Below are 23,959 nucleotides of genomic sequence, written 5' to 3' on the forward strand. Positions count from 1 at the left end.
GGCCGGATCAGCCGGCCAAAGCGGCGCAGAAGGATGTCGATGCGCGCTGGACGGTGAAGTTCGCCAAAGCCAGGCCGCTGCCTGGCGGCAGGCCAGGGATCGACATCGCCATCCCCAGCTTTGGCTACAAAAGCAGCATCGCAATCTGTCGGCGCTACGGGTTCATCCGATCGGCCAAGGTCACCGACGGTGCGCGCTTCGACGGACGGATGCTGCGCGACGTCGTTACCCGCGACAACACCGCCTCCGACGTCTGGGCTGACACCGCCTACCGGAGCCAGGCCAACGAGGCGTGGTTGAAATCGATGGGCCGGGTCAGCCGCGTCCATCGCAAGAAGCCCATGGGTAAGCCGATGTCCAAGCGCACATCCGGTGCCAATGCCAAGCGCTCCACTGTCCGCGCGCGCGTCGAGCACGTGTTCGCCCGTCAGAAGGATCAGATGGGGCTGTTCGTCCGCACCATCGGCATCGCCCGCGCCGAAGCGAAGATCACGCTCGCCAACATCGCCTACAATATCGATCGGTTGATCTTTCACGAAAGACGGGCTGCCACGGGATAACTGCGTCCAGCGAAGGCGTTTGCGAACAGGATCGCCCGGAAATCACACTTCAAAGCCGCTCTCACCGCGCCGGATGCTCTCCTTGCGCCGTGTCAGCGCCGAGCAGCACGTTGATGTGGGTGCCCATCTGCTCAATCTGCCTTTTCGAGTGGGTGCGCGCGTTTCGCGGAGCCGGCTTCAGCCGGGCAATCTCGATATTCTCAATCCGTCTTTCTTCAACCATGACAAATTCCTTCGAGCTCGGAGGACCATCCCCAGAGTCCAGTAGTTTTTGCCCGGTTCCAAGAAGCGACGCCTCTTGATACCTCGATTAGTCGACAATAATCGATCGTCAATACCTAGTGGATTGAACGAGACGGACGAGTCCATGCGGGGATTCCCTTGGGGGCTGCGGCGTGCGACCGTTTGGGATGCGCACAGGGATCAAGATCGAAGTCACGACATCGGACAGGGAGCGGCTTGAGGCGATCGTCGCGGCGCGAGGTTCGCCGCAGAAGCACGTTTGGCGCGCGAAGATCATTCTGCTGACGGGCGATGGTGTTGGTACCGTCGCCATCATGGCGGCGACGGGCAAGTCGAAGACCTGTGTGTGGCGATGGCAGGAACGGTTCATGGTTGAAGGCGTGGAGGGCCTGTTGCGCGACAAGACCAGACCGCCGGGCACGGCACCGCTCGATCCCGTACTCATCGACAAAGTCGTCGCGCTGACGCTGGAGCCGCCTGCCCACGAAGCGACGCACTGGACCGTCCGTGCGATGGCAAAGGCCATCGGGATCGCCGCTTCCTCGGTCGTGAAGATCTGGCACGACCACGGGCTTGCCCCGCACCGCTGGCGCAGCTTCAAGCTGTCGAACGACAAGGCGTTCGCCGAGAAGCTTCATGACGTGGTCGGGCTCTACGTCTCACCACCTGCCCATGCCATCGTCTTGTCAGTCGATGAGAAGAGCCAGATCCAGGCGCTGGATCGCACCCTACCGGGGCTTCCGCTGAAGCGCGGCCGAGGGGCCACGCTGACGCACGACTACAAGCGCAACGGCACGACGACGCTGTTCGCCGCGCTCAACGTGCTCGATGGCTCGGTGATCGGCCGCAATATGCAGCGGCACCGGCATCAGGAGTTCATCCGCTTCCTCAATGCCATCGAGGCAGAAATGCCCGCCGACAAGGCCGTCCACGTCATCCTCGGCAACTACGCTACGCATAAGCAGCCAAAGGTCCGTGCCTGGCTGGCCAGGCATCCGCGCTGGACCTTCCACTTCGTGCCAACATCCTGCTCTTGGCTCAATGCGGTCGAGGGCTTCTTCGCCAAGCTGACCCGCCGACGCCTGAAGAATGGCGTCTTCCACTCCGTCGTCGACCTGCAGGCCGCCATCAACCGCTTCATAACCGAGCACAATCAGGAGCCGCGCCCGTTCGTCTGGAAGGCCGATCCCGACGAGATCATCGCCGCCGTCAGACGTGGGCACCAAACGTTGGAATCAATCCACTAGAATGATCCAGCATGTCGGGGAAACTAGGCATCGTTTTCAATTAATGACTTAAGTCGATTTCATTACGTTAGTTTAATAAACCAGAGCTAGCGTTTAGGTTAGGTATTAGTTTAAACTGTTATTGATTGTTTGGATAAACGATAAATAGCCAGGCGCTTCAGCGCTGCAGATAAAGGCCGGATCAGGCTGATCGCCGCGATTGACGATAGTGATTGGTCGCTTTGCCACCCTGATTTCGGGATTTCCTACCCCGTTATTTCGCCAACGATTCTGCGGCAGTTTTGCTCAGAAGCGCACGGACCACGCGTGACAGAGGCAACGGAGTCGGCTTCCGCCCCCTGTTATTTTTAGCTTAACAGGGGAAGCGCCGCCAGGTCGGCGGGTGAAAACACCGGAATTTCGGAAGCGTACTTGCCCCCTACCGGGCAGAGAATGTTGTGCCACGGGCAGGAGAATTGCCAAGGCCTGAGCCCTCTGACGTACGGAAGGACGCGCGAATGCCGCGGATCCGCGCCGTTTCGGGGCCCGGCGGGTCGTGTCGCTCTGCTTGAGTAGACTAGGTGGCGGAGCAGGCGAGATTCGAAGTCGTGATACGCTTTGGCCGTAGTCCATGAATTTTCCTCAATGCGCGCCCCTGGGCGCAGCGCACCAAGTTATACGCATCAGGCTCGCAAATACGCACAAGCCGTTCATACCAGCGCTCTGAGAAACGACGGTAACGACTGAATCCCTTCGCCCGCTCCAGCGCGTTTGGGGCACAAAGCAGCGAAGCAGCTTTGACCACCAAACGCGCTCGGCCAGCCTTGCGGATGCAAAGACTGTCGAGGCGGCTGTGTCGCTGCGCTAAATTTTCACAAGACGATGCGGTATGCCGGATCAAGTCCGAGCGCGACGGTGGATAGTCGAACTTCTGCCCCAGCCTAGCGGCGCGCTTCCGCCCGCTCGCCACACGTGGGCAAGTCGTAACGCTGTTGTTTGTTGGCATCCTCACGTGCCACACCCTGGCTCACGAGGCTGCAACCAACATCCTCGCCACTTTGAAAGCGGCACGTTGCCACCAACTGTCCCGGAACCTTGCTGTCAAAGCCCTGACAGCGCAGCTTTTGTGCGATGAGCATCACAGGTGCAGCACTGGCACTGACCACGGGGCGCACCGCTGCAAGCTGTACGCGGGTACTGTCGGTACACTGGAAAGAACCGGCGGAGGTTACCGCGGCGACCGAGCAGGTGAAGGCGATCAAGAACATACCCGCCCAACGGCTGGCGGACAGATTCGGACGCATGTAACTTATTGATAAGTTATCGATTTTGCGCGGAACGAAATGCGCCGTTAGGCGTGCCGATGGTTAGGCGTCGTAATCGCCGCCCATATTCTGGTTGCGCGGCGGCGCGGCGGCGGTGAGGCGGAGCGCCTCCGCCGACTGGGCCAGGCTGCCCATTTCGTCGACCGCATCTTCTTCGTCGATCTGGACGCGCTGCAACCCGCCGACGATCGATTCGCGGAGTTCTTCGGGTTCGACCAGTTCCTCGGCGATTTCGCGCAGAGCCACGACCGGATTCTTGTCGCGATCACGATCGACCAGCAGTTCGGCACCGCCCGAAATGTGGCGTGCACGCTGTGCTGCAGCCAGAACCAGGTCGAACCGGTTGGGAATCTTGTCGACGCAATCCTCGACTGTCACGCGCGCCATCGAACGCTTCCTTCACATCAACGCTATCGGAGAAAGGCGGTCCATTACGCGCGCCTGTGCGAAAAATCAATGTTGTTGCGCGCGCGCGCCAATGCAAAGGCGCACGGCATGAGCGAAGTGTTTGAGGTCGGCGGCAACAGCCTGGAACTGCTAACCGAAGGCCCCGACCGGCTGGAGCGGTTGATCGCCCTGATCGACGGGGCCGCCGAATCGTTGCGGGTGCTGTATTACATCTACACCGATGGCGAGGCCGGCACGCGCATCGCCGACGCCCTGATTCGTGCGGCGGGCCGCGGCGTCACCGTCTCGCTGATCGTCGACGGGATGGGCAGCGAAGTGGCGCAGGCCAACAAGTTTTTCGAACCCTTGCGCGACGCCGGAATCGATATGTGCCGGTTCGTGCCGCGCTGGGGACGCCGCTATCTGTTGCGCAACCATCAGAAACTGGCGCTGGCGGACGAAGCGCGCGCCATCATCGGCGGGTTCAATGTCGATGACGCCTATTTCGGCACCGCCGCCGAACAAGCGTGGCGCGACCTGGGGCTGGCCGTCGAGGGACCGGCGGCAAAATCGCTCGCCGGTTATTTCGACGCCTTGTCGCGTTGGTCCAAGCAGGAACGCCCGCCGATGCGCGCGCTGACCCGGGTGCTGCACCGATGGAGCGAGCCGAGCGGGCCGACCCGCTGGCTGTTCGGGGGGCCGACGCGGCGGCCTTCGCCGTGGGCGCGGACGGTGCGCGCGGACATGAAGAAGGCGGACAATATCTCGCTGATCTCGGGCTATTTCGCGCCCAATCCGGCGATGCTGAGGCGGTTGGATCGCGCCGGCAAACGCGGTTGTGTGCGCATCGTCCTGCCGTCGAAGAACGATCATCACATGGCGATCTGGGCATCGCGCTTCACCTATCGCGGCCTTATCAAAAAGCGCGTCGAGATCTATGAATATCAGCCGACCAAGCTGCACACCAAATTGTTCGTGATCGACGATGCGGTGTATATCGGCTCGGCCAATTTCGACATTCGCAGCCTGTTCTTGAACCTGGAACTGATGCTGCGGATCGAGGACAAGGCGTTTGCCGCGCACGCCCGCGCCTATGTGGATGGCGAGGTCGCGCGGTCGGAACGGATTACCGCCGAGATCAACCGGGCGCGATCGTCGATCGTCACCCGAATCAAGCAGGCTTTGGCTTATTTCGTGATGGCGACGCTCGATTTGAACATAACGCGACGGCTTAATATCGGCCCGCCAATGCCCAAACCGAAAGGCTAGCCCCCGGCGCTAAGCCTTGTGCGCCCAATAAAGCTGAGCGGGAGGCACGTTCCACGGTTCGAAGCCGTGATCGATCCGGGCAAAATGCGGCGCGATAAAATCGCGTACCTTGGGGCTGAACTGATAGACCAGGAATTGGCCGCCCGAACGCAGCACGCGCGCAGTCGCCGCACCGATCTTGTCGCCCAGACCCTTGGGCAAGGTCGAAAAGGGCAGGCCCGACAAGACATAATCGGCGTGGTCGAAGCCGGCATCGGCGACGATCTTTTCGACGTCCGCCGCCGAACCGAGTACCGGGCGGAACCGCGGATCGGCAAAGGTCGCCGCGAGGTAATCGATAAAGTCGGGATTGGTGTCGATGGCGATGTAACAGCCGTCATGCGGCAGCGCGGCGAGGATTTGGCGGGTGAACGTGCCGACGCCCGGGCCATATTCGACGAACACCTTGCACGATGCCCAGTCGACCGGGCCGAGCATGTGGCGAATCAGTTTTTTCGACGACGGGATGATCGATCCGACCATCACCGGATGTTTCAGGAATCCTTCGAAAAACATCACCATCGGGGTGCGCGGCAGGCTGAGCCCAAAGATGCGCGACCGCTTGAGCGGTTTGGCGGTAGAGAGAGTCATGCGGCGTCCCGGAGTTGATTTAAGCGCTGGCGTTCGCAAAAACAGCCGGGCGGCGCAAGCGATCCTTGGGCCAGATCAGGGACAGCGACCGATGTACAGAGCGGGCAAGAAGCTCGAAGGCGACTTCGCATTGCTGTTTGTGGTGATGCTGGTGATCGGTGCGGGCAACACCGCGCTGCAATCGGTGTTGCCCGCGATCGGGCGGTCGCTGAAGCTGCCCGACAACCTCATAGCGCTGGCGTTTTCGGTGTCGGCACTGGTGTGGGTGCTCGCCGCGCCGCGCTGGGCGCGACGGTCGGACCGGACCGGGCGGCGGCGGATGGTGCTCACCGGGATGGCGGGGTTTTCGGTTTCCGTGCTGCTGTGCGGCATATTCCTGACACTTGGCATCGACGGCGTCATCGGGCCGGTGGCGACGATCGGCGCGTTTATCGGCGCGCGCGTCATCTATGGTTATTTCGGCGCTGCAGCACCGCCGGCGGCACAAGCGATCCTGGCGTCGCGTACGACGCGCGAGGAGCGGACCAAGGCCCTGACGCTGCTCGCCAGCGCGTTCGGCCTGGGGACGATCCTCGGCCCGGCGCTCGCGCCGTTCTTTGTCTTTCCGCATGTCGGGCTGGCAGGTCCCGCCTATGTCTTTTCGCTGATCGGCGCGGCGGTATTCCTGTTCGTGCTGACCCGGTTGAGCGACGATGCGCCGGGCAGTCATGCGCATGGCGCGGCGACCAGCTATCCGTCGATCGGCGGCAATGTGTCGGGGGCCAGTGTGACGGCCGCCACGACCGACGCGACCGGACAGGACATTCGTTATACCGATTCGCGAATCCTGCCGTGGCTGTTGGTCGGGGTGGTGATGGGTCATGCGCAGGCGATGACCGGGCAGGCGATGGGCTTTTTGATCATCGACCGCCTCGGCTTGCCGCCCGAACTGGCGCAGCAATCGATCGGTATCGTGTTGATGACGGGGGCTTTTGCCGCGTTGCTGGTGCAATGGGGCCTGATCCCGCTGCTCGATCTCAAACCGCGCGCGTTGATCCTTGTCGGGCTGTCGCTGGCGGCATTGGGCTGTGTCGTCAATGCGCTCGCGGTGACGTTGCTCGGCACGGCCTGCGGCTTTGCGCTCGCCAGCGCCGGTTTCGGCTTCGCACGTCCGGGATATACCGCAGGCAGTTCGCTGGCGGTCGGCCCCGAATTACAGAATGCGGTCGCGGGCAAGGTGACGTCGGTGAACGGTGCGTCGTTCGTGCTCGGCCCGACGATCGGCGTGGCGTTGTACGAGGCATGGCATCCGCTGCCCTATCTGTCGGCGGCGATGATGTGCCTGGTACTGGTACTTTACGGATTGCGCGCGTTGAGGCCCGCCGACTGAACCGAATCGGTCGCTGCAATGCAAAAAAAGGGGCCGGTTCCGAAGAACCGACCCTTGAAAGTCTTTAGGAGAGGATGCCTGAAAGGCCTACTCTATGTGCAGTGCAGCATAGATGTTCGCAAATGCGAAAAGAACAATCGCAGTTGCAGTCGATGCAACCTTGCAATCTGCATCAAACGCTTCATGATGCAGTGCAGCGAGATCGAACGATCCTGATGGAGTGGATATGCGGCGATTGCCGTCACTTTCGGGCATTGAAGCCTTCGTCGCGGTATCCCGCGCCGGATCGTTGAAGACTGCGGCCGACGAATTGGCGCTGTCGTCCCCTGCGCTCAGCCGGCGCATCCAGTCGCTCGAACGCTCGGTTGGCAAGCCGTTGTTCAACCGCGGGCACCAATCGATCACGCTGAACAAGAATGGCGAGCGGTTGCTGGCGCTGATCGCCCCGGCGCTGGACCAGATGACCGACGCGATCGACGCGATGGCGTCGGATCACGAGGTGTCACGCCTGCGCCTCGGCGTGCTGCCGCTGTTCGCCGCCCAGCAATTGATGCCGCGCATGGGCGAATTGCGTGCGGCGCATCCCGAACTGCACCTCGACCTCGACACCGCGCCTTATGCGTCGTCACGCCTGGGCGATGGGCTCGATGCGGCCATCGTATTGACGCGCGATCCCGATCCCGCCCTTCACGCGCGGCGCCTCGATCGTAACAAGGTGTTCGCGATTGCGGCGAAACATTACCGCTCCGGTCCGGGCGCCATCACCAAGCCCGACGATCTCAAAGACCTGACCGTCATTCTCCACCGCGACATGCCCGATACGTTCAGCGAATGGCGCAATGCGGTCGGGCGGCCCGACCTCGAACCGCGCGCGATCGACCATTATGATTCGGGGCAGTTGATGCTCGACGCCGCGGCGCAGGGACTGGGCGTGGCCTTCATGCACGCGAGCCATTTCAGCGAAGCGCATGACGAACGCCTCGCACCACTATTCGATGTCGAGGTCGAAAGCCCGTACAGCTATTGGTTCGTGTGCAAGCCCCGGGCGCTGGAGCAGCGCCCGGTTCGCGTGTTTCACGACTGGTTGACCGCCAAGATGGCGGCTTAGCGGCCTAGCTGGCGCGCGCCGTCAGGATCTTGCCCGGATTGCGCGGCGGTTCGCCCTTGGGCAGCTTGTCGACCGCATCCATGCCCGACGTCACTTCACCCCACACGGTGTATTGCCCGTCGAGGAAGTTGGCGTTGGCGAGGCAGATGAAGAACTGGCTGTTCGCGCTGTTGGGAGCGGAAGTGCGCGCCATCGAGCAGACGCCGCGCTTGTGCGGCTCCTTGTTGAACTCGGCCTTGAGGTCGGGCTTGTCCGAACCGCCGCCGCCGGTGCCGGTGGGGTCACCACCCTGCGCCATGAAGCCGTCGATCACGCGGTGGAACACCACGCCGTCGTAAAAGCCGGCATTGGCCAGTTCGGCGATGCGCTCGACATGCCCGGGGGCCAGATCGGGGCGCAGCTTGATCACGACTTCGCCAGTGTCGAGGGTAAGGTTCAGCGTATCGGCCATTCTATCAGTCTCCAAATTCGAGGGGCTCGTTAGGCGGCGAGCGCGAGGCTTGCCAGCCCATATTCTTGCGCGATCAGGTCGTAGCTGCGCACGCGCGCGGCGTGATCGGGCATGATGTTGACCAGCATCAGCTCGTCTGCGCCGTAGAGTCTGGCGACATCGTCGAGCTGTGTGCGCACTTCGGTCGGCGTGCCGAGCACGGTGCGGCGGCGGCGCGGCTGGCTGCCATGCGCGGCGATCCATGCCTTGGCCTTGGCGACGCTGGGCACGGGGATGAGTTCACCGCGGATCAGATGCGCGAACATCATTTGCGCGGGGAGCGCGAGTTCCTCGGCTTCCGCCAGCGATGGCGCGGCGATGGTCCAGGTGGCGACGATCACTTCCGGTTTGTCCAATCGCGCGGATGGCTTGAACTCACGGCGATATATGTCGGCGAGCATCGTCGCATCCGAATTGATGAAGTCGGCAATGACGTAAGGCAGCCCGGCGTCCGCCGCCCAGCGCGCCGAATCGGGCGAGGAGCCGAGCAGATAAACCTCCGGCACTTCATTGCCGCGCATCGTCGCCGCCAGCGGGGCGAAGAGATGGTCGGCGGGCAGGCCATTCTCGTAATAAGCGAGCAGTTCCGCCAGATTGTGCGGGAAATCCTGCGACGAAATGTGGTGCGAGCGGTCACGCTGAAGCGCCAGCGCCGTGCGCTGATCGCTGCCCGGCGCGCGACCGATGCCCAGGTCGATCCGCCCCGGCGCCATCGCGGCGAGCAGGGCAAAGGTTTCCGCGACTTTGTAGGGCGAGTAATGCGGGAGCATGATCCCGCCGGAGCCGACGCGGATGCGCTGCGTCGCCAGCGCCACCGGGCCGATCAGGGCTTCAGGGGCTGCGCCGGCGAGACCGGGCGAGGCGTGGTGCTCCGCCATCCAGAAGCGGTGATAGCCCGCCGTATCGGCAGCACGAGCGAGGTCGATGGTGTTGCGCAGCGCATCGCCGACCGAAGAGCCCTCGGCGATCGGTGACTGGTCGAGAACGGACAATCGATAGGTCATGGGGCACAGATAGGAACGCGGCGGAACGGAATCATCAGCCCGACATTGAATCGGGTTCGTAACGGTAAAGGGCAATCCGATGGCAGCACGACCTTATTGGCAAGGCCAGATCCGGCTCGCGCTCGTTTCGATCCCCGTCCAGGTGTTTTCCGCGACCAAATCGGGCGCGCGGGTGCAGTTCAAGCAGATCCACGAGCCCTCGGGTAAGCCGGTCAACTACACCAAGACGGTCAAGGGCATCGGCCCGGTCGACACCGACGACATCAAGCGCGGCTTCGAATATAAGAAAGGCAGTTTCGTGCTGCTCGAGGATGAGGAACTCGACGCGGTCAAGCTCGATACGAAACGCACGCTGACGCTGACCCAGTTCGTCGATTATGACGACATCGCCCCGATCTATTTCGAAAAGCCCTATTATGTCGTCCCCGCCGACGATCTGGCCGAGGAGGCGTTCATCGTGCTGCGCGAATCGCTGCGCAAGGCGAAGAAGGTCGGGCTGGGCCAGATCACCATTCGCGGGCGCGAATATGTCGTCAGCGTGAAGCCGTGCGGGCGCGGGATCATCATGGAGACGATCCGTTATTCGGACGAGGTCAACAAGGCCGACGGCTATTTCCGCGACATCCCCAACGACAAGCCCGATCCCGATTTGCTCGATCTGGCAGGGACGCTGATCGACAAGAAATCGGGCGCGTTCGATCCGGAGATGTTCACCGATCACTATGTCGCGGCGCTCAAGGACCTGGTCGCGCGCAAACTGAAGTCGAAGGGCGAGGTCGTCACGCCCGAGGATGAGGATGACAAGCCGTCGCGTGGTAGTAACGTGATCGACCTGATGGCAGCGCTCAAACGCAGCGTTGGCGGCGACGATGACGAGGTGCCCGCAAAGAAGGCGCCGGTTAAGAAGGCTCCGGCAAAGAAAACTGCGCCGAGGAAGCATGCCGCTTAATTCTGCTCGTCGCCCCGGCGGAGGCCGGGGCCGCTATCGTTGTAGCGCACCTGCCTCCAGCGGCCCCGGCCTACGCCGGGGCGACGAGGCGTAATTGGCTAAAACTAACCCCCTCGCCAAATATAATGCGAAGCGCGATTTCGCGCAGACGAAGGAGCCGGCGGGTAAGGTCGCCAAGGCCGAAGGCTTCAGCTTCATGGTGCAAAAGCACGACGCCACGCGGCTGCATTACGATTTCCGCCTTGAAATGGACGGGGTGCTCAAAAGCTGGGCGGTGACGCGCGGGCCTTCGCTCAACCCGGACGACAAGCGCCTGTCGGTCCGAACCGAGGATCACCCTCTGGGTTACGCCACCTTCGAGGGGACGATCCCCAAGGGGCAATATGGCGGCGGCACGGTGATGTTGTGGGATCGCGGCCTCTGGGTGCCGCATCCGGGCAAGGACCCGCGCAAGACGATCGAGGAAGGGCATCTCCACTTCACGCTCGAAGGCGAGCGGATGAAGGGTGAGTGGCTGATGATCCGGTTGAAGCCGCGCGGGCGGGAGAAGAATGAGAATTGGCTGCTGCGGAAGATTCAGGACGAGTTTGCGGGTGGCAGCGACGATCTGGTCGAACGGTATCTGACCAGTGTGAAGACCGGGCGCACGATGGAGGAGATTGCCGGCGGGAAGGCTGAGAAAGAGGATCGTCGCCCCGGTGGGGGCCGGGGCCGATCGCAACCAGCGCGCTCCTCCGCCAGCGGCCCCGGCCTCCGCCGGGGTGACGCCAAACTGCCAGCCTTTCAAAAGCCGCAACTCGCCACGCTCGTGGACGCCGTCCCGACCGGCAGCAGCTGGCTGCACGAGATGAAATATGACGGCTACCGGGCGCTGGTTGCGGTGGCGGGCGGGCGCGCCAAAGTGTTCACGCGCACCGGGTTGGATTGGAGCGCCAAGTTTCCGACCGTGGTTGCGGCTGCGGAGGAACTAAAGGTCGGTTCGGCGCTGATCGATGGCGAGATCGTCGCGCTCGATGAACAGGGGCGCCCGAATTTTTCGGGATTGCAGGCAGGCATCAAAGGCGGCGGCGCGGATTTGGTGATGTTCGCGTTCGACCTGTTGAGCCTCGACGGGCACGACCTGAAGAAGCGGGGCAATCTCGAACGCAAGGAGGCGTTGCGCGCGATCCTGCCCGAAGGCGGCGACCTGCGTTTTGCCGACCATGTCATCGGCAAGGGCGAGAAATTGTTCAAGGCGATGTGCGACGCAGGGGTCGAGGGGATCGTGTCCAAACTCGCCGATGCACCGTATTCGGGGAAGCGCAGCCCGGCGTGGCAGAAGGTCAAATGCACGCAGCGGCAGGAATTCGTGATCGTCGGCTGGACCGAAAGCGACACGCGGACGCGGGCGTTTTCGTCATTGCTGCTCGGGCTCAACGAGGGCGGGAAGCTGCGTTACGCGGGCAAGGTGGGCACGGGCTTCGATGCCGCGTTGCTCGCGGATATCGGCGCCAAGCTGAAGACGCTGGAGCGCAAGACCGCGCCGGTCGAAGTGCCCAAGGCGGCGGCGCGGCGGGCGCATTGGGTCGAGCCTAAACTGGTGGCCGAAGTCGGGTTCGCCGAATTCACGGTCGAGAACGTCGTGCGCCACGCCAGCTTTGCCGGGCTGCGCGAAGACAAGCCGGCGAAGGAGGTGGTGCCGGAGAAACCGGTCAAGGCGACCACCGCGCCGACATATCGCATCACCAATCCCGACCGCGTCATCGATACGGATTCGGGCATTACCAAGGGCGAGTTGGCCGCCTTTTACGAGACCGTCGCGCCGATCATGCTGCCGGTGCTGGGCCACCGCCCGGTCAGCCTGGTTCGCTGTCCGCAGGGGCGCGCCAAACACTGTTTCTTCCAGAAGCACGACGCCGGGTCGTTCGGCGAGCACGTCCACCATGTGCCGATCAAGGAGAAGGACGGATCGACCGAGGATTATCTGTGGCTCGACGATGCCGAGGGCATTCTCGATTGCGTGCAGATGGGGACGATCGAGTTTCACGGCTGGGGGGCGCGGATCGACGACCTCGAAGCGCCGGACCGGATGATCTTCGATCTCGATCCCGATGAGGGGCTGGATTTCGAGGCGGTGCGCAAGGCTGCATTCGACATTTCGGCCACCCTCTCCGACCTCGGCCTGGTAAGCTTTCCCATGCTGTCGGGCGGCAAGGGGGTGCATGTCGTCGTGCCGCTGACGCCCCAGGCGAAGTGGCCCGCCGTGAAGGACTTTACGCACCGCTTTGCCGTCGCGCTGGAGACGCAAGAGCCCGAGCGCTATGTCGCCAACATGGCCAAGGCCAAGCGCGTCGGGCGTATCTTCGTTGACTATCTCCGCAACCAGCGCGGGAGCACGGCGGTGCTGCCGTATGTCGCCCGAGCACGCGCGGGCGTGCCGGTGTCCGCGCCGATCAGTTGGGAGGAGTTGCGGACGATCGACAAGCCGTCGCATTTCTCGATCCGCGACGCGGATGAATTGCTGGCGCGGGCAAGCTCCCCCGACTTGCAAGGCTGGGGCGTCGCGGCGCAAATCCTGCCCGATTTTTAGTTTCGCTCTCGCAATGATTCATGCCGATTCATGCGACGTCGAAGCGCTTCACTTCCCCCCGCCCGCGATCCACGCGTCGATCTTCTTCTCCAGGATCGGCAGTGGCAGCGCACCGGTATCGAGGCATTGCGCGTGGAATTTGCGGATGTCGAAACGGCTGCCGAGGTCCGCGCGCGCCTTGGCCTTCAGGCGCAGAAACGTCAGCTGGCCGAGCTTGTAGCCGAGCGCCTGTCCCGGGATCGCGATGTAGCGTTCGACCTCCGCCGTCGCGTCGGTCAGCGACATCGATGAATTGTCGCGCATATATTTGATCGCCTGATCGCGCGTCCAACCCTTGGCGTGGATGCCGGTATCCACGACCAGCCGCATCGCGCGGAGCATCTCGTCGTTCAGCCCGCCGAAGCGCTGATATGGATCGGTTTCCATGTGCAGATCGGGCCACAGGGTTTCCGAATAAAGCGCCCAGCCTTCGACAAAAGCGGTGTTGCCGCCGAAACGCATGAAATTGGGCAGCTCGGCATTCTCCTGCGCCAGGCTGATCTGGAAGTGATGCCCGGGGATCGCTTCGTGGAGGTAGAGAGTCTCGAACCCCCAGGTGAACCGCGCCGGCAGGTCATAGGCGTTGTAGTAGAACGTGCCCGGACGCGCGCCGTCGGGCGTGCCCTGTTCATAGCTGCCCGCAGCATCGGTTTTTTCGCGGTACGGCGGCACCGGGCGGATCGCGAGCGGCGATTTGGGAATGGTCGAAAACAGCGCCGGGATGCCGACATCGACGCGCTTGCCGATCGCGACGAAGCGGTCGCGCATGTCGTCACGACTGCCGGGCGTGAAGCGAGGGTCGCTGTTCAGGAACGCGAAGAACTGATGCAGGTCGCCCTTGAAGCCGGTCTTGACGCGGATCGCGTCCATCCCGGCGGTGATCCGCGCGACTTCGCTGAGCCCCAGATTGTGGACGTAATCGGCGGTCAGCGGCAGCGTCGTATTGGCTTCGATCATGTACGCGTAGAGCTTGTCGCCGCCGGGCATGCCCGACAGGCCGACACTGTCGCGCGCCACCGGCAGATAGTCGCCGCGCAGGAAATCGCGCAGACGGGTGTAGGCGGGGAAGATGCCGCCGGCGACGACCGCTTTGGTCTCCGCCGTCACGCGCGCCTGATCGGCGGCGGAAATGCCCGCCGGGAATTTCTTGAGCGGGCCCATGAACACCGAATTGTCGGGGCCGTCCTTCAGGATCAGGTCGAGCTGATCGACCATGTTGCGGACGACCAGCTTGGGCTGGACCACGCCGGTCTTCATGCCCTTGCGGAATTGCGCGATGGCGGTGTCGATTTGCGCCGCGACCTGTTTGTGGCGCGCGATGTTGCTGTCGTAATCGGCGAGGGTGTTGAACGGCGCGGCGCCCTGTCCCGATGCGAAGTCGGCATAACCGCTGTAAAAGCTGTAGAAGTGGTTCATCGGCCGCACGGTGGTCAATGCGCGCATCGCGGGCGTGCTGCCGCGCGCATCGATCTCGCGCTGCTGGATAAACACGTCGAGCGCGAGATTGTCGGTCGCGTCGAGGCCACGTCGATTATAGGCCCTGGCCTGAGCCAGTTCCTTCAACGCCTGCCGATAATCGCGCTCGCCCGCGGCGTCGGAGAAATTGTCGCCAAGCTGGTTGGCGTAGCGCAAATCGCCGCGATAAATCGCCGATTGCGGATGATCCTTGAGGTTTTGCTCGTCGCTCGCGTGGAAGAAGGCAAACAACCGGTCATGCGCCGACCGAGGCGCAGTTGTAACGGGGGCGGCAATCGCCAGTCCCGAGACGGACACGGCGAGCAGGGCGAGGGGTGCAAGGGCGCTGATTTTCATGGCGCAGGACGCACCATAGAAAATCCTATTTTGGAAGCGGATTCTTCGCACAGCATGGGTAATCGCGCAGCGGCGGTCAGGCCCGCAGCTCGGGCAATCTGGCAAGCGCACGACCGGCACGCCAGCGTTTGACCGCCGCCGATCGGGCCAATTGCTCCTGTAATTGCTGTGCGGTGATGGGTTTGCCGAACCTGATCCCGAAACTGTCCCCGCGACGCCAGATGACGGTGCTGTCGACGGCGATCGTCCCGCATTGAAATGCGATCTTGGCGAACCGTGCCAGGGGTGCCGAGGTGTCGATCATCGCCCCCTCGCTGGAAAGGTTGCGGAGAAGCGCATTGTAGCGCGCCCCGTCATATCCGACGAGAATAGGTAAGGCGATGGTCGTTCGCACGGCAGCGCGCTTGTCAAAGCCGTTCAGGCCGAGCCGATCGCCCGGCAGCATTTTCGCGTGCATGTGATTTCTCCGCATTTGAGCGCACGGCGTCAAATCACCAACCGCGCTCACGACCGGACCATTGGAGCAAAATCCATCACCTTGCGGCCTAGGCTCCACAGTTCCCTGGCGACCCCCGGCTTGCCGCAACTGACTTTGAGAATCGCTGCAACGTCGCCCATGGCGGTGAATTGATCGAAGTCGATGATATGTTTGCCGCTGATCGACAGCGAATAAAGTCGATAATATGACAATGCATCACCCCAAATGGACATAATCTATACAAGTAAAAACGACTGTCATGACTTTAAGTTTCACCAATGCTCATTTAATATTTGAAAAACCGTTAACTAATATTAACCAATAGACTGTGAGATCTAAAACTGTTGATTATGGATTTGATCTATATATTTTCGGTTTTAATACTTGCCGTGCCTGTTCTTCACTGAAGCCGGGCGAGCCGTGGCAGATTTCCGCCTTTGGATGAACCGCGATAGGGAGGCGGGGTGACCGAGACCGAGTTCATCGCGCTTTTACGCCCGTTCGCGGGCGCCGGCGCGCGCGATTTGCGCGACGACGCGGCGGTGCTGAGCCTGTCGCAGGATGGCGATCTGGTGCTGACGCACGACGTGATCGTCGAGGGGGTGCATTTTCGTGAGGGTGACGCGGCGGAGGATGTCGCGTGGAAACTGGTCGCGGTGAATTTGTCCGATCTGGCCGCCAAGGGCGCGACGCCGGTCGGTGTGCTGGTCGGCTATCCGTTGGGTGACGATGCGTGGGACCGCGCGTTCGCGGCGGGGCTGGGTGTGGCATTGGCGGCGTTCGATTGCACGTTGCTCGGCGGGGATACGGTGAAGGTGGCGGGGCCGCGGAGCTTGTCGCTGACCGCGATCGGGCGCGCGGGTTCGGTCGTGCCGTCGCGGTCGGGTGCAAAGCCGGGTGATGGCCTGTGGGTCACGGGCGTGATCGGGTTGGCGGGATTGGGCCTCGATATACTTCGTCGCCCCGGCGAAGAGTGTGGGGTTGGATCGTCCCCCGGACGATCCTTGAACATGCGGGACATGTTCAACCCCTCACTGGGCCGCTCGCAGCCGGAGAGCGCACTCGTCGCCAGCGGTCCCGGCCTGCGCCGGGACGACGCCATTGCAGCCTATCTCAGCCCCCAACCACGGCTCGTTGAAGGGCGCGCGCTGGCGCCGCTGGTTACCGCGATGATGGACGTGTCCGACGGGTTGCTGATCGACGCCGCACGCATTGCCGAGGCGTCGGGCGTGGCGATCGAAATTGCGCTCGATGCCGTCCCGGCGGCGGGCGAGATCATGGCGGCGGTGACCGCCGGCGACGATTACGAATTGCTGTTCACTCTTCCCGCAAATGCCCCCTGCCCGGTCGCGGCGACGCGGATCGGCGTGGTGCGCGCGGGTGCGGGGTTGAGCCTGACGCTGGACGGGTCGGCGGTGCCGCTCCCCGAACGGCTCGGCTACCTCCATGACTAATCTTGCCTTCGCGGCCCCGCGCCGCCATAGGCCCGCGCAAACAATCACTCGCGGCGATTGACCGCGCGCTAGGGGCTGAACTCACATGAATCTCGTGATCTTCGCGATCGTCTGCGGCTTTATCGCCATTCTCTATGGCATCTTCACGTCGCGCCAGGTGCTCGCCGCACCCGCGGGCAACGCGTTGATGCAGGACATCGCCGCCGCTATTCAGGAAGGCGCGCAAGCGTATCTCGGTCGCCAATACCGCGCGATCGGTATCGTCGGCGTGGTTGTCGCGATCCTCGTCGGCTACTTCCTCGGCATCACCTCGGCGACCGGCTTCGTCCTGGGCGCGGTGCTGTCGGGCGCGACTGGGTTCATCGGCATGAACATCTCGGTCCGCGCCAATGTGCGCACCGCCGAGGCGGCGTCGAAGGGCTTGCAGGAAGGCCTGACCATGGCGTTCCGCGCGGGTGCGATCACCGGCATGCTGGTGGCGGGCCTCGCGCTCCTCGCGATTTCGGTCTTCTTTTATTACCTCGTCTTCGTCGCACATCACAGCGTCGGCGGCGCGGATCGCACGGTCGTCGATGGCCTCGTGGCACTCGCCTTCGGTGCGTCGCTGATCTCGATCTTCGCGCGTCTCGGCGGCGGGATCTTCACCAAGGCGGCCGACGTCGGCGCCGATCTGGTCGGCAAGGTCGAGGCCGGAATTCCCGAGGACGACCCTCGCAACCCCGCCGTCATCGCCGATAACGTCGGCGACAATGTCGGCGATTGCGCTGGCATGGCCGCCGATCTGTTCGAAACCTATGTCGTGACCATCGGCGCGACGATGGTGCTGATCGCCTTGCTCGTGAAGAATGCCGGCGACCAGTTGCTGGCGCTGATGAGCCTGCCGCTGCTGATCGGCGGCGTGTGCGTCATCACCTCGATCATCGGCACATACTTTGTCCGCCTCAGCAAGTCGGGCTCGATCATGGGCGCGATGTACAAGGGCTTCCTCGTCACCGCCGTTCTGTCGGCGGTCGTGATCTGGTTCGCCACGAGCTACGCGCTGGGCGGCATGGAGAACGTCATTGGGGCGAACCTCGACGGCACCGGCGGGTTCACCGGGCGCATCCTGTTTTATTGCATGTTTCTGGGCCTGGTCATCACCGGGCTGCTGATCTGGATCACCGAATATTATACCGGCACCAATTATCGTCCGGTGCGCTCGATCGCCAAGGCTTCGGAAACCGGCCACGGCACCAACGTCATTCAGGGGCTGGCGATCAGCCTCGAATCGACCGCGTTGCCGACGCTGGTGATCTGCGCGGGCATCATCATCGCGTACCAGCTGGCGGGCGTGATCGGCATCGCCTTTGCCGCGACCGCGATGCTGGCGCTGGCGGGCATGGTCGTGGCGCTCGACGCCTACGGCCCGGTGACCGACAATGCCGGCGGCATCGCCGAAATGGCCGGACTGGACGACAGCGTGCGTGAAAAGACCGATGCGCTCGACGCGGTCGGCAACACCACCAAGGCCGTGACCAAGGGCTATGCCATCGGTTCGGCGGGCCTTGCCGCGCTGGTGCTGTTCGCGGCGTACACCAACGATCTGAAGGAGTTCTTCCCTGACCTGAACGTCAATTTCGGGCTGGAAAATCCCTACGTCATCGTCGGGCTGCTGCTCGGCGCGCTGTTGCCGTACCTGTTCGGCGCGATGGGCATGACTGCGGTCGGCCGCGCTGCCGGTGACGTGGTCAAGGACGTCCGCGCGCAGTTCGCCGAAAACCCCGGCATCATGGACCGCACCTCGCGCCCCAATTATGCGCGCACGGTCGATCTGGTGACCAAGGCGGCGATCAAGGAAATGATCCTGCCGTCGCTGCTGCCGGTGCTCGCGCCGGTGGTGGTGTATTTCGTGATCACGGCCGTTGCCGGTCAGGCCGAAGGCTTTGCCGCGCTCGGCGCGCTCCTCCTCGGCGTGATCGTCGGCGGGCTGTTCGTCGCCATCTCGATGACTTCGGGCGGCGGCGCGTGGGATAACGCCAAGAAGTATATCGAAGACGGCAATCACGGCGGCAAGGGTTCGGAAGCGCACAAGGCGGCCGTGACCGGCGACACCGTGGGCGACCCGTACAAGGATACGGCGGGACCGGCGGTGAACCCGATGATCAAGATCACCAACATCGTCGCGCTGCTGTTGCTCGCGGCGCTGGCGGCGCATCACGTCGCTGGTTGATCTGGGTGCGGAAGGCTCGCTTCGGCGAGCCTTCCGTTTCAACTTGGGATTCTGAATGACTCGCTGACGTGGCCAACGCATGATATGGTATGCGCTACAGGGGAGAAGTCATGAAGAAGCTTTTGATCGCCGCCGTCGTTGCGCTGTCGCCGATGGCCGCCAATGCCGCGCAGATCGTGCTCGCTCCGGCCAACGTCTATGCGACGACCGGGGATTATAACGGCACGTTCTCGGCCGATAACATTTTCGACCAGCAGACGGGCGCGATCGACGAGAATGCGCAGGACGGCAGCTATTGGCTCAATCCCGACAATGGCAATGTCAACGCGGCGATTTCGATCGATCTGGGCAGCAAGTACCGGCTGAGCTCGTTCGACCTCTTCAACACGCACAATGCGCAGTATAACGACCGCGGGACAGGCAATTTCTCGATCGTCGCCAGCAACAGCGCGTCGTTCACCACCTTTACGACGATTGCGTCGGGTACGCTCAATCCGGAGCAGCAGGGCACGCCGCTTTCGGCCCAGACCTTCACGTCGCTCAACACCGGCGCGTATCGTTATCTGCAGTTCCGCCCGACCAGCGTCGCGACAGCACCCGATGGCGTTCACCAGAGCCCGTGCTGCGGCACCAATCCGGCAGAGCATGTGTTCGGCCTGAACGAGTTGCGCGTGTCAGGCGTCGGCGCAGTGCCGGAGCCCGCCAATTGGGCGCTGATGATCGGTGGCTTCGGCCTGATCGGTGCGGCATCGCGCCGTCGCCGTCTTGCGGTCGCGTAAGCCACTCACCACTTAACTGGTCACGAGCGCGCGTCTCCGCTAAGGGGGCGCGCGTTTTGTTTGACATGTGACTTTTCGTCCAAGGATTTGAATGGCTAAAGAAGAACTCCTCGAGATGCGCGGGATGGTGATGGAACTCCTTCCCAACGCGATGTTCCGCATCAAGCTCGAGAACGATCATGAAGTGCTCGGCCACACCGCCGGCAAGATGCGCAAGAACCGCATCCGCGTGCTGACCGGCGACGAGGTGCTGGTCGAAATGACGCCTTACGACCTGACCAAGGGGCGGATCATCTATCGCTTCATGCCGGGCCGCACGGGTCCCGGGCCGGGCGGCGGACGCTAACCCTCACGCCCCGGTCGCCGCGACAAGGCGACGTCGAGATGCCCGCCCGCATCGATCAGCATCGTTTCCCCGGTAATCGCGCGCGACCCCGGGTCGAGCAGCATGACGATGGGCGCGGCGACGTCTTCGGGCGTGGTCGTCAATTGCATCGGCACGGCCGCGGCAATGCGTTCGCCGAGCGCGGCAAAGCCGTCCGGGCCGAGCATCTTTTCATACCAGCCGCTGGCGACATAGCCCGGCACAACGGCGTTGATGCGGATTGTCGGCGCCAGGACGCGCGCCAGACTTTTGGTCATCGACAGCAGAGCACCTTTGGACGCGGCATAAGCGACCGATGATCCCATACCGAACACCCCCGCCACCGATGCGACATTGACGACGGCGGCAAAAGGCGAAGCGCGCAGCGCGGCCTCGCAAGCGCGCACCATCTGAAACGGCGCGATCGTGTTGAGGCGATAAATATCGATGAAATCGTCGGCATTCAGCCCGTCGAGCTGTTCGTGCGCGACGTGTTTGGTGCGCCCGGCATTGTTGACGAGGAAGTCGAGCCGTCCGAATTTGTCGAGCGCGGCGGCGGCGAGGGCGCGACATTGCGCGTCGTCGGCGATGTCGGCCTGGACCGCGAAACCGTTATGTTCGGCGGCAACCGCTTCGGCCTCGTCGCGGCTGTGCGCGTAATTGACGATCGAGCGGACGCCACGGCTGGCGAGCAGTGCAACGGTCGCAGCACCGATGCCCGTGCCGCCACCGGTGACGATGGCGACGGCGCCGTTCATTTTATCGGTCATACTGCTCTCCTGTTTTGGGAGAGCCGATAACAGCATCCGTCACCCCGGCGAAGAGTGGTGGGTCGAACCGTCTCCCGACGGTTCGTGGACGTGCGGCGCATGTCCAACCCAACACTGGGCCGCCAGCGATAAGGAACGACCGCCAGTTGCGGCCCCGGCCTGCGCCGGGGCGACGTTACGTAATTACCGCCCGACGCGCTGAACTGCGCCGCGGTGGGTGCCGACGCCCTTGGGACGCTGCGGGCGGAAGCGACGCTGTTCGCCGTCCGACGCGCCGCCACGCGGGGCAGCCTGGCGACGCCCGCCATGGCCCATGTCACGGCGCGTATCGTCACGCGTGACCGCGACTTTGGGCAGCTTGGCGGCTTCTTCGTCGAACCCTTCGGGCAGCGGCACCGGCTGAAGCTTCACGCCGGTCAGCTTTTCGATGTCGCGCAGCCAGCCCTTTTCCTCACCCGCGACGAAGCTGACGGCGATGCCGGTCGCGCCGGCGCGTGCGGTCCGGCCGATGCGGTGAACATATTGTTCGGCGACATTGGGCAGGTCGAAATTGAACACATGGCTGACACCCGACACGTCGATCCCGCGCGCGGCGATATCGGTCGCGACCAGGATCGGCATGTCGCCACGACGGAACGCCGCCAGCGCCGCTTCGCGGGCATTCTGGCTCTTGTTGCCGTGGATCGCGCCGGAACGGAGGCCGGCGGCATTGAGGTGCTTCACGACCTTGTCCGCGCCATGCTTGGTGCGGGTGAAGACCAAAGCGCGCTCGATCGGCTCCTTTTTCAGCACGATCGACAGCAAGGCCTGCTTTTCCTTGCCCGACACGAAGGTGACATACTGATCGACGCGCTCGGCGGTCGAGGAGACCGGGGTCACCGAAACCTTGACCGCATCGGTCAGGAACCGGTCGCCCAGTTCGGCAATCGTCTTTGGCATCGTCGCCGAGAAGAACAGCGTCTGGCGCTGCTTGGGCAGCAAGCGGTCGATCGCCTTCAGCGCATGAATGAAGCCAAGGTCGAGCATCTGGTCGGCTTCGTCGAGGACGAAGATTTCGACATCGCGCAGGCTCAGCGCACGCTGTTCGATCAGGTCGATCAGGCGGCCCGGCGTGGCGACGACGATGTCGAGACCGTGCGCACACATCTTGATCTGGCGATTGATCGGCGCACCACCGAAGACGACGCCGGTGCGGATGTTGAGCCCGCGGCCATAATCCTCGAACGATTTCGCGATCTGCGATGCGAGTTCACGCGTCGGCGACAGCACCAGCATGCGGCAGGTGCCGGGTTTGCGGGGCCGGGCGCTGGCGACAAGGCGCATCAGGCTGGGCAGCGCGAACGCGGCGGTCTTGCCGGTGCCGGTCTGGGCGATACCGCACAGGTCGCGGCCTTCGAGCAAGGGCGGAATAGCCTGCGCCTGAATCGGCGTCGGCGTGTCGTAATTCTTGGCCGCAAGCGCGGCGAGGATCGGAGCCGAAAGCCCCAAATCTTTAAAACTGGTCATGAAAATATACTCGTCAAATGCGAGCGGCGCGCACGGCAATAGCCCTGCACGAAGCAAGCGGGTTTCAGACAACCCGCGTGAAAGGGAAGCCACATGGCTAAAGCGTCTCTGGATCGTGCCCGGCCCGATAAAGGGCTATTCACGCTGGCCGATCCGCATCGCAATTGATGCTGCGCTGCAACGCGTATGCGGCAAGATCCGCCAAATTGCAAGTCGTGACGGTTGACCCATGCCAGGTGCGCGCCCACATCCACCGTCATGCTGATCGAAACCGAAACGACGCCGAACCCGGCGACGCTCAAATTCATGCCCGGACGGCAGGTGATGCCGTCGGGAACCCGCGACTTTGCGACGCCGGAAGAAGCGGAGGCGTCGCCATTGGCCGAGGCGCTGTTCGATCTGGGCGATGTAACCGGCGTGTTCTTCGGCTACGACTTTATCTCGGTCACCGCCGCGCCGGGCGTGGATTGGCCACATTTGAAGCCCGACGTGCTCGAAATCCTGCTCGATCATTTCTCCGCCGCGATGCCGCTGTTCCGCCCGGCCAGCGCGGCGTCGATCGCTATCGGCCCCGAAGTTTCGACCGACGATCCGGCGGATGCCGACATCATCGAACAGATCAAGGATCTGATCGAAACGCGCGTCCGCCCCGCCGTGGCCAGTGACGGCGGCGACATCGTCTATCGCGGCTTCGACAAGGGGAAGGTGTTCCTGCAGATGCAGGGCGCGTGCGCGGGTTGCCCGTCATCGTCGGCAACGCTCAAACAGGGCATCGAATCGCTGCTCAAACATTATGTACCCGAAGTAACCGAGGTGCGCGCCGTATGACCGAACCCCTGAACGACGTCGCGCTGGACCGGCTGTTCCGCGAAGGGCGCAGCTATAACGGTTATAGCGATGCCCCCGTGTCGCATGCGCAGATGGATGCGATCTGGGAATTGATGAAGATGGGGCCGACATCGGCCAACATGCTTCCCGCGCGGTTGGTGTGGTGCGAGAGCGACGCGGCCAAGGCGCGACTGGCGAAACATGCCAGCGGCACCAACGGCCCGAAAATCCTGCAGGCGCCGGTGACGGTGATCATCGGCATGGACATGGAGTTTTACGAACAGCTGCCCGAGCTGTTTCCGCCGGCGGATGCGAAAAGCTGGTTCGTCGGCAAGCCTGAGTTGATCGAGGTGTCGGCGATCCGCAATTCGTCGATGCAGGGCGCGTATTTCATCTTGGCGGCGCGCGCGTTGGGCCTCGATACCGGGCCGATGTCGGGTTTCGACAATGCCGGGGTCGATGCGGAGTTCTTTGCCGGGACGCCGGTGCGCGCGAACTTCATCTCGACACTGGGCGTCGGCGATCCGTCGACGATCTTCGGTCGCCTGCCGCGCCCCGGCTTCGACCGCTTCAACACTATCGTCTGATCGG

Annotated in this window: 24 protein-coding genes; 14 read left to right on the forward strand and 10 right to left on the reverse strand. The window is 63.1% G+C overall.

Annotated elements, in window-relative coordinates; translation table 11 throughout:
• The coding region (locus ACM9ME_RS02045) for a transposase (RefSeq protein WP_415641762.1) at positions 1 to 560 on the forward strand (560 nt) is incomplete at its 5' end.
• 61 nt (positions 561 to 621) lie between these two features.
• On the opposite strand, the gene ACM9ME_RS02050 is transcribed toward ACM9ME_RS02045, so the two are convergent.
• Entirely contained in the window at positions 622 to 783 is a 162-nt protein-coding gene (locus ACM9ME_RS02050; RefSeq protein ID WP_415641763.1) for a ParB N-terminal domain-containing protein, read from the reverse strand.
• 187 nt (positions 784 to 970) lie between these two features.
• Here ACM9ME_RS02050 and ACM9ME_RS02055 point away from each other — a divergent pair, with 187 nt between their 5' ends.
• Both ACM9ME_RS02055 and ACM9ME_RS02060 read left to right on the forward strand, forming a co-directional pair.
• Entirely contained in the window at positions 971 to 2,050 is a 1,080-nt protein-coding gene (locus ACM9ME_RS02055) for an IS630 family transposase (protein ID WP_415641764.1), read from the forward strand.
• 1,110 nt (positions 2,051 to 3,160) lie between these two features.
• Positions 3,161 to 3,337 carry a hypothetical protein gene (locus ACM9ME_RS02060; RefSeq protein ID WP_415641765.1) on the forward strand — a complete coding sequence of 59 codons (177 nt, stop codon included), beginning with the start codon at positions 3,161 to 3,163 and terminating at the stop codon, positions 3,335 to 3,337.
• A gap of 59 nt (positions 3,338 to 3,396) precedes the next feature.
• Here ACM9ME_RS02060 and rpoZ read toward each other — a convergent pair whose 3' ends face one another.
• Positions 3,397 to 3,741 carry a DNA-directed RNA polymerase subunit omega gene (rpoZ, locus tag ACM9ME_RS02065; protein WP_415641766.1) on the reverse strand — a complete coding sequence of 115 codons (345 nt, stop codon included), beginning with the start codon at positions 3,739 to 3,741 and terminating at the stop codon, positions 3,397 to 3,399.
• A 108-nt stretch (positions 3,742 to 3,849) separates the two neighbouring features.
• Here rpoZ and ACM9ME_RS02070 point away from each other — a divergent pair, with 108 nt between their 5' ends.
• Positions 3,850 to 5,010 (forward strand): phospholipase D-like domain-containing protein, encoded by a 1,161-nt coding sequence (locus ACM9ME_RS02070; protein ID WP_415641767.1) that lies wholly within the window; start codon positions 3,850 to 3,852, stop codon positions 5,008 to 5,010.
• A 9-nt stretch (positions 5,011 to 5,019) separates the two neighbouring features.
• On the opposite strand, the gene ACM9ME_RS02075 is transcribed toward ACM9ME_RS02070, so the two are convergent.
• Positions 5,020 to 5,640 carry a class I SAM-dependent methyltransferase gene (locus ACM9ME_RS02075; protein ID WP_415641769.1) on the reverse strand — a complete coding sequence of 207 codons (621 nt, stop codon included), beginning with the start codon at positions 5,638 to 5,640 and terminating at the stop codon, positions 5,020 to 5,022.
• Between the two features lie 91 nt (positions 5,641 to 5,731).
• Between ACM9ME_RS02075 and ACM9ME_RS02080 the strand changes: the two genes are divergently transcribed.
• Together ACM9ME_RS02080 and ACM9ME_RS02085 are read left to right on the forward strand one after the other, a co-directional pair.
• Positions 5,732 to 7,009, forward strand: a complete 1,278-nt coding sequence (locus ACM9ME_RS02080) for an MFS transporter (RefSeq protein ID WP_415641770.1) — start codon at positions 5,732 to 5,734, stop codon at positions 7,007 to 7,009.
• Positions 7,010 to 7,235: 226 nt separating this feature from the next.
• Positions 7,236 to 8,117 (forward strand): LysR substrate-binding domain-containing protein, encoded by an 882-nt coding sequence (locus ACM9ME_RS02085; protein ID WP_415641771.1) that lies wholly within the window; start codon positions 7,236 to 7,238, stop codon positions 8,115 to 8,117.
• A 4-nt stretch (positions 8,118 to 8,121) separates the two neighbouring features.
• Here ACM9ME_RS02085 and ACM9ME_RS02090 read toward each other — a convergent pair whose 3' ends face one another.
• The gene (locus tag ACM9ME_RS02090; RefSeq protein ID WP_415641772.1) at positions 8,122 to 8,568 is read right to left on the reverse strand and encodes a peptidylprolyl isomerase; all 447 of its coding nucleotides are present in this window, start codon (positions 8,566 to 8,568) and stop codon (positions 8,122 to 8,124) included.
• Positions 8,569 to 8,597: 29 nt separating this feature from the next.
• On the reverse strand, positions 8,598 to 9,611 hold the full coding sequence (locus ACM9ME_RS02095; protein ID WP_415641773.1) for an LLM class flavin-dependent oxidoreductase: 1,014 nt from the start codon (positions 9,609 to 9,611) through the stop codon (positions 8,598 to 8,600).
• Positions 9,612 to 9,690: 79 nt separating this feature from the next.
• On the opposite strand from ACM9ME_RS02095, the gene ku reads away from it, so the two are divergent.
• On the forward strand, positions 9,691 to 10,560 hold the full coding sequence (gene ku, locus ACM9ME_RS02100) for a non-homologous end joining protein Ku (protein ID WP_415641774.1): 870 nt from the start codon (positions 9,691 to 9,693) through the stop codon (positions 10,558 to 10,560).
• Between the two features lie 94 nt (positions 10,561 to 10,654).
• On the forward strand, positions 10,655 to 13,129 hold the full coding sequence (gene ligD, locus ACM9ME_RS02105) for a DNA ligase D (RefSeq protein WP_415641775.1): 2,475 nt from the start codon (positions 10,655 to 10,657) through the stop codon (positions 13,127 to 13,129).
• A gap of 48 nt (positions 13,130 to 13,177) precedes the next feature.
• Here ligD and ACM9ME_RS02110 read toward each other — a convergent pair whose 3' ends face one another.
• The 3 genes from ACM9ME_RS02110 to ACM9ME_RS02120 all read right to left on the reverse strand — a co-directional run bounded on the left by ACM9ME_RS02110 (position 13,178) and on the right by ACM9ME_RS02120 (position 15,670).
• A complete protein-coding gene (locus ACM9ME_RS02110; protein WP_415641776.1) occupies positions 13,178 to 14,980 on the reverse strand; it encodes a DUF885 domain-containing protein in 1,803 nt (600 codons plus the stop codon).
• 76 nt (positions 14,981 to 15,056) lie between these two features.
• Complete coding sequence (locus ACM9ME_RS02115; protein ID WP_415641777.1) at positions 15,057 to 15,437, reverse strand: PilZ domain-containing protein; 381 nt, start codon at positions 15,435 to 15,437, stop codon at positions 15,057 to 15,059.
• Between the two features lie 47 nt (positions 15,438 to 15,484).
• Positions 15,485 to 15,670, reverse strand: coding sequence for a hypothetical protein (locus tag ACM9ME_RS02120; protein WP_415641778.1), 186 nt, complete (start codon positions 15,668 to 15,670; stop codon positions 15,485 to 15,487).
• Between the two features lie 252 nt (positions 15,671 to 15,922).
• Here ACM9ME_RS02120 and ACM9ME_RS02125 point away from each other — a divergent pair, with 252 nt between their 5' ends.
• The 4 genes from ACM9ME_RS02125 (at position 15,923) to infA (ending at position 20,246) form a co-directional block, all read left to right on the forward strand.
• Entirely contained in the window at positions 15,923 to 16,912 is a 990-nt protein-coding gene (locus ACM9ME_RS02125) for a thiamine-phosphate kinase (RefSeq protein ID WP_415641779.1), read from the forward strand.
• An 85-nt stretch (positions 16,913 to 16,997) separates the two neighbouring features.
• Complete coding sequence (locus ACM9ME_RS02130) at positions 16,998 to 19,121, forward strand: sodium-translocating pyrophosphatase (protein WP_415641780.1); 2,124 nt, start codon at positions 16,998 to 17,000, stop codon at positions 19,119 to 19,121.
• A 110-nt stretch (positions 19,122 to 19,231) separates the two neighbouring features.
• Entirely contained in the window at positions 19,232 to 19,900 is a 669-nt protein-coding gene (locus ACM9ME_RS02135) for a PEPxxWA-CTERM sorting domain-containing protein (protein WP_415641781.1), read from the forward strand.
• A gap of 91 nt (positions 19,901 to 19,991) precedes the next feature.
• Positions 19,992 to 20,246: a translation initiation factor IF-1 gene (gene infA, locus ACM9ME_RS02140; protein ID WP_415641782.1), complete on the forward strand. Its 255-nt coding sequence runs from the start codon at positions 19,992 to 19,994 to the stop codon at positions 20,244 to 20,246.
• Here the strand turns inward: infA and ACM9ME_RS02145 are convergent.
• Positions 20,243 to 21,034 (reverse strand): SDR family NAD(P)-dependent oxidoreductase, encoded by a 792-nt coding sequence (locus ACM9ME_RS02145; RefSeq protein WP_415641784.1) that lies wholly within the window; start codon positions 21,032 to 21,034, stop codon positions 20,243 to 20,245. The two genes, infA and ACM9ME_RS02145, sit on opposite strands and share 4 nt — an antisense overlap.
• A 183-nt stretch (positions 21,035 to 21,217) precedes the next feature.
• Entirely contained in the window at positions 21,218 to 22,540 is a 1,323-nt protein-coding gene (locus ACM9ME_RS02150) for a DEAD/DEAH box helicase (protein WP_415641785.1), read from the reverse strand.
• 258 nt (positions 22,541 to 22,798) lie between these two features.
• Here ACM9ME_RS02150 and ACM9ME_RS02155 point away from each other — a divergent pair, with 258 nt between their 5' ends.
• Together ACM9ME_RS02155 and ACM9ME_RS02160 are read left to right on the forward strand one after the other, a co-directional pair.
• Complete coding sequence (locus ACM9ME_RS02155) at positions 22,799 to 23,368, forward strand: NifU family protein (protein ID WP_415641786.1); 570 nt, start codon at positions 22,799 to 22,801, stop codon at positions 23,366 to 23,368.
• On the forward strand, positions 23,365 to 23,955 hold the full coding sequence (locus tag ACM9ME_RS02160) for a malonic semialdehyde reductase (protein ID WP_415641787.1): 591 nt from the start codon (positions 23,365 to 23,367) through the stop codon (positions 23,953 to 23,955). The genes ACM9ME_RS02155 and ACM9ME_RS02160 overlap by 4 nt, the downstream gene beginning before the upstream one ends.
• The last annotated feature ends 4 nt before the right edge of the window (positions 23,956 to 23,959 follow it).

Origin of the sequence: Sphingomonas antarctica, from assembly GCF_965137005.1 — a bacterium.
In the GTDB taxonomy this organism is placed as follows: Bacteria; Pseudomonadota; Alphaproteobacteria; order Sphingomonadales; family Sphingomonadaceae; genus Sphingomonas_O; species Sphingomonas_O antarctica.

What these genes read in the sequence shown, in the direction of transcription:
- ACM9ME_RS02085 (WP_415641771.1), top strand. Translation starts at nt 7,236, where the DNA reads ATGCGGCGATTGCCGTCACTTTCGGGCATTGAAGCCTTCGTCGCGGTA.
- ACM9ME_RS02075 (WP_415641769.1), bottom strand. Translation starts at nt 5,640, where the DNA reads ATGACTCTCTCTACCGCCAAACCGCTCAAGCGGTCGCGCATCTTTGGG.
- ACM9ME_RS02150 (WP_415641785.1), bottom strand. Translation starts at nt 22,540, where the DNA reads ATGACCAGTTTTAAAGATTTGGGGCTTTCGGCTCCGATCCTCGCCGCG.
- ACM9ME_RS02060 (WP_415641765.1), top strand. Translation starts at nt 3,161, where the DNA reads ATGAGCATCACAGGTGCAGCACTGGCACTGACCACGGGGCGCACCGCT.
- ACM9ME_RS02080 (WP_415641770.1), top strand. Translation starts at nt 5,732, where the DNA reads ATGTACAGAGCGGGCAAGAAGCTCGAAGGCGACTTCGCATTGCTGTTT.
- ACM9ME_RS02110 (WP_415641776.1), bottom strand. Translation starts at nt 14,980, where the DNA reads ATGAAAATCAGCGCCCTTGCACCCCTCGCCCTGCTCGCCGTGTCCGTC.
- ACM9ME_RS02055 (WP_415641764.1), top strand. Translation starts at nt 971, where the DNA reads ATGCGCACAGGGATCAAGATCGAAGTCACGACATCGGACAGGGAGCGG.
- ACM9ME_RS02135 (WP_415641781.1), top strand. Translation starts at nt 19,232, where the DNA reads ATGAAGAAGCTTTTGATCGCCGCCGTCGTTGCGCTGTCGCCGATGGCC.
- ACM9ME_RS02070 (WP_415641767.1), top strand. Translation starts at nt 3,850, where the DNA reads ATGAGCGAAGTGTTTGAGGTCGGCGGCAACAGCCTGGAACTGCTAACC.
- ACM9ME_RS02050 (WP_415641763.1), bottom strand. Translation starts at nt 783, where the DNA reads ATGGTTGAAGAAAGACGGATTGAGAATATCGAGATTGCCCGGCTGAAG.
- ACM9ME_RS02090 (WP_415641772.1), bottom strand. Translation starts at nt 8,568, where the DNA reads ATGGCCGATACGCTGAACCTTACCCTCGACACTGGCGAAGTCGTGATC.
- rpoZ (WP_415641766.1), bottom strand. Translation starts at nt 3,741, where the DNA reads ATGGCGCGCGTGACAGTCGAGGATTGCGTCGACAAGATTCCCAACCGG.
- ACM9ME_RS02155 (WP_415641786.1), top strand. Translation starts at nt 22,799, where the DNA reads ATGCTGATCGAAACCGAAACGACGCCGAACCCGGCGACGCTCAAATTC.
- ACM9ME_RS02145 (WP_415641784.1), bottom strand. Translation starts at nt 21,034, where the DNA reads ATGACCGATAAAATGAACGGCGCCGTCGCCATCGTCACCGGTGGCGGC.
- infA (WP_415641782.1), top strand. Translation starts at nt 19,992, where the DNA reads ATGGCTAAAGAAGAACTCCTCGAGATGCGCGGGATGGTGATGGAACTC.
- ACM9ME_RS02160 (WP_415641787.1), top strand. Translation starts at nt 23,365, where the DNA reads ATGACCGAACCCCTGAACGACGTCGCGCTGGACCGGCTGTTCCGCGAA.
- ACM9ME_RS02115 (WP_415641777.1), bottom strand. Translation starts at nt 15,437, where the DNA reads ATGCACGCGAAAATGCTGCCGGGCGATCGGCTCGGCCTGAACGGCTTT.
- ACM9ME_RS02095 (WP_415641773.1), bottom strand. Translation starts at nt 9,611, where the DNA reads ATGACCTATCGATTGTCCGTTCTCGACCAGTCACCGATCGCCGAGGGC.
- ku (WP_415641774.1), top strand. Translation starts at nt 9,691, where the DNA reads ATGGCAGCACGACCTTATTGGCAAGGCCAGATCCGGCTCGCGCTCGTT.
- ACM9ME_RS02130 (WP_415641780.1), top strand. Translation starts at nt 16,998, where the DNA reads ATGAATCTCGTGATCTTCGCGATCGTCTGCGGCTTTATCGCCATTCTC.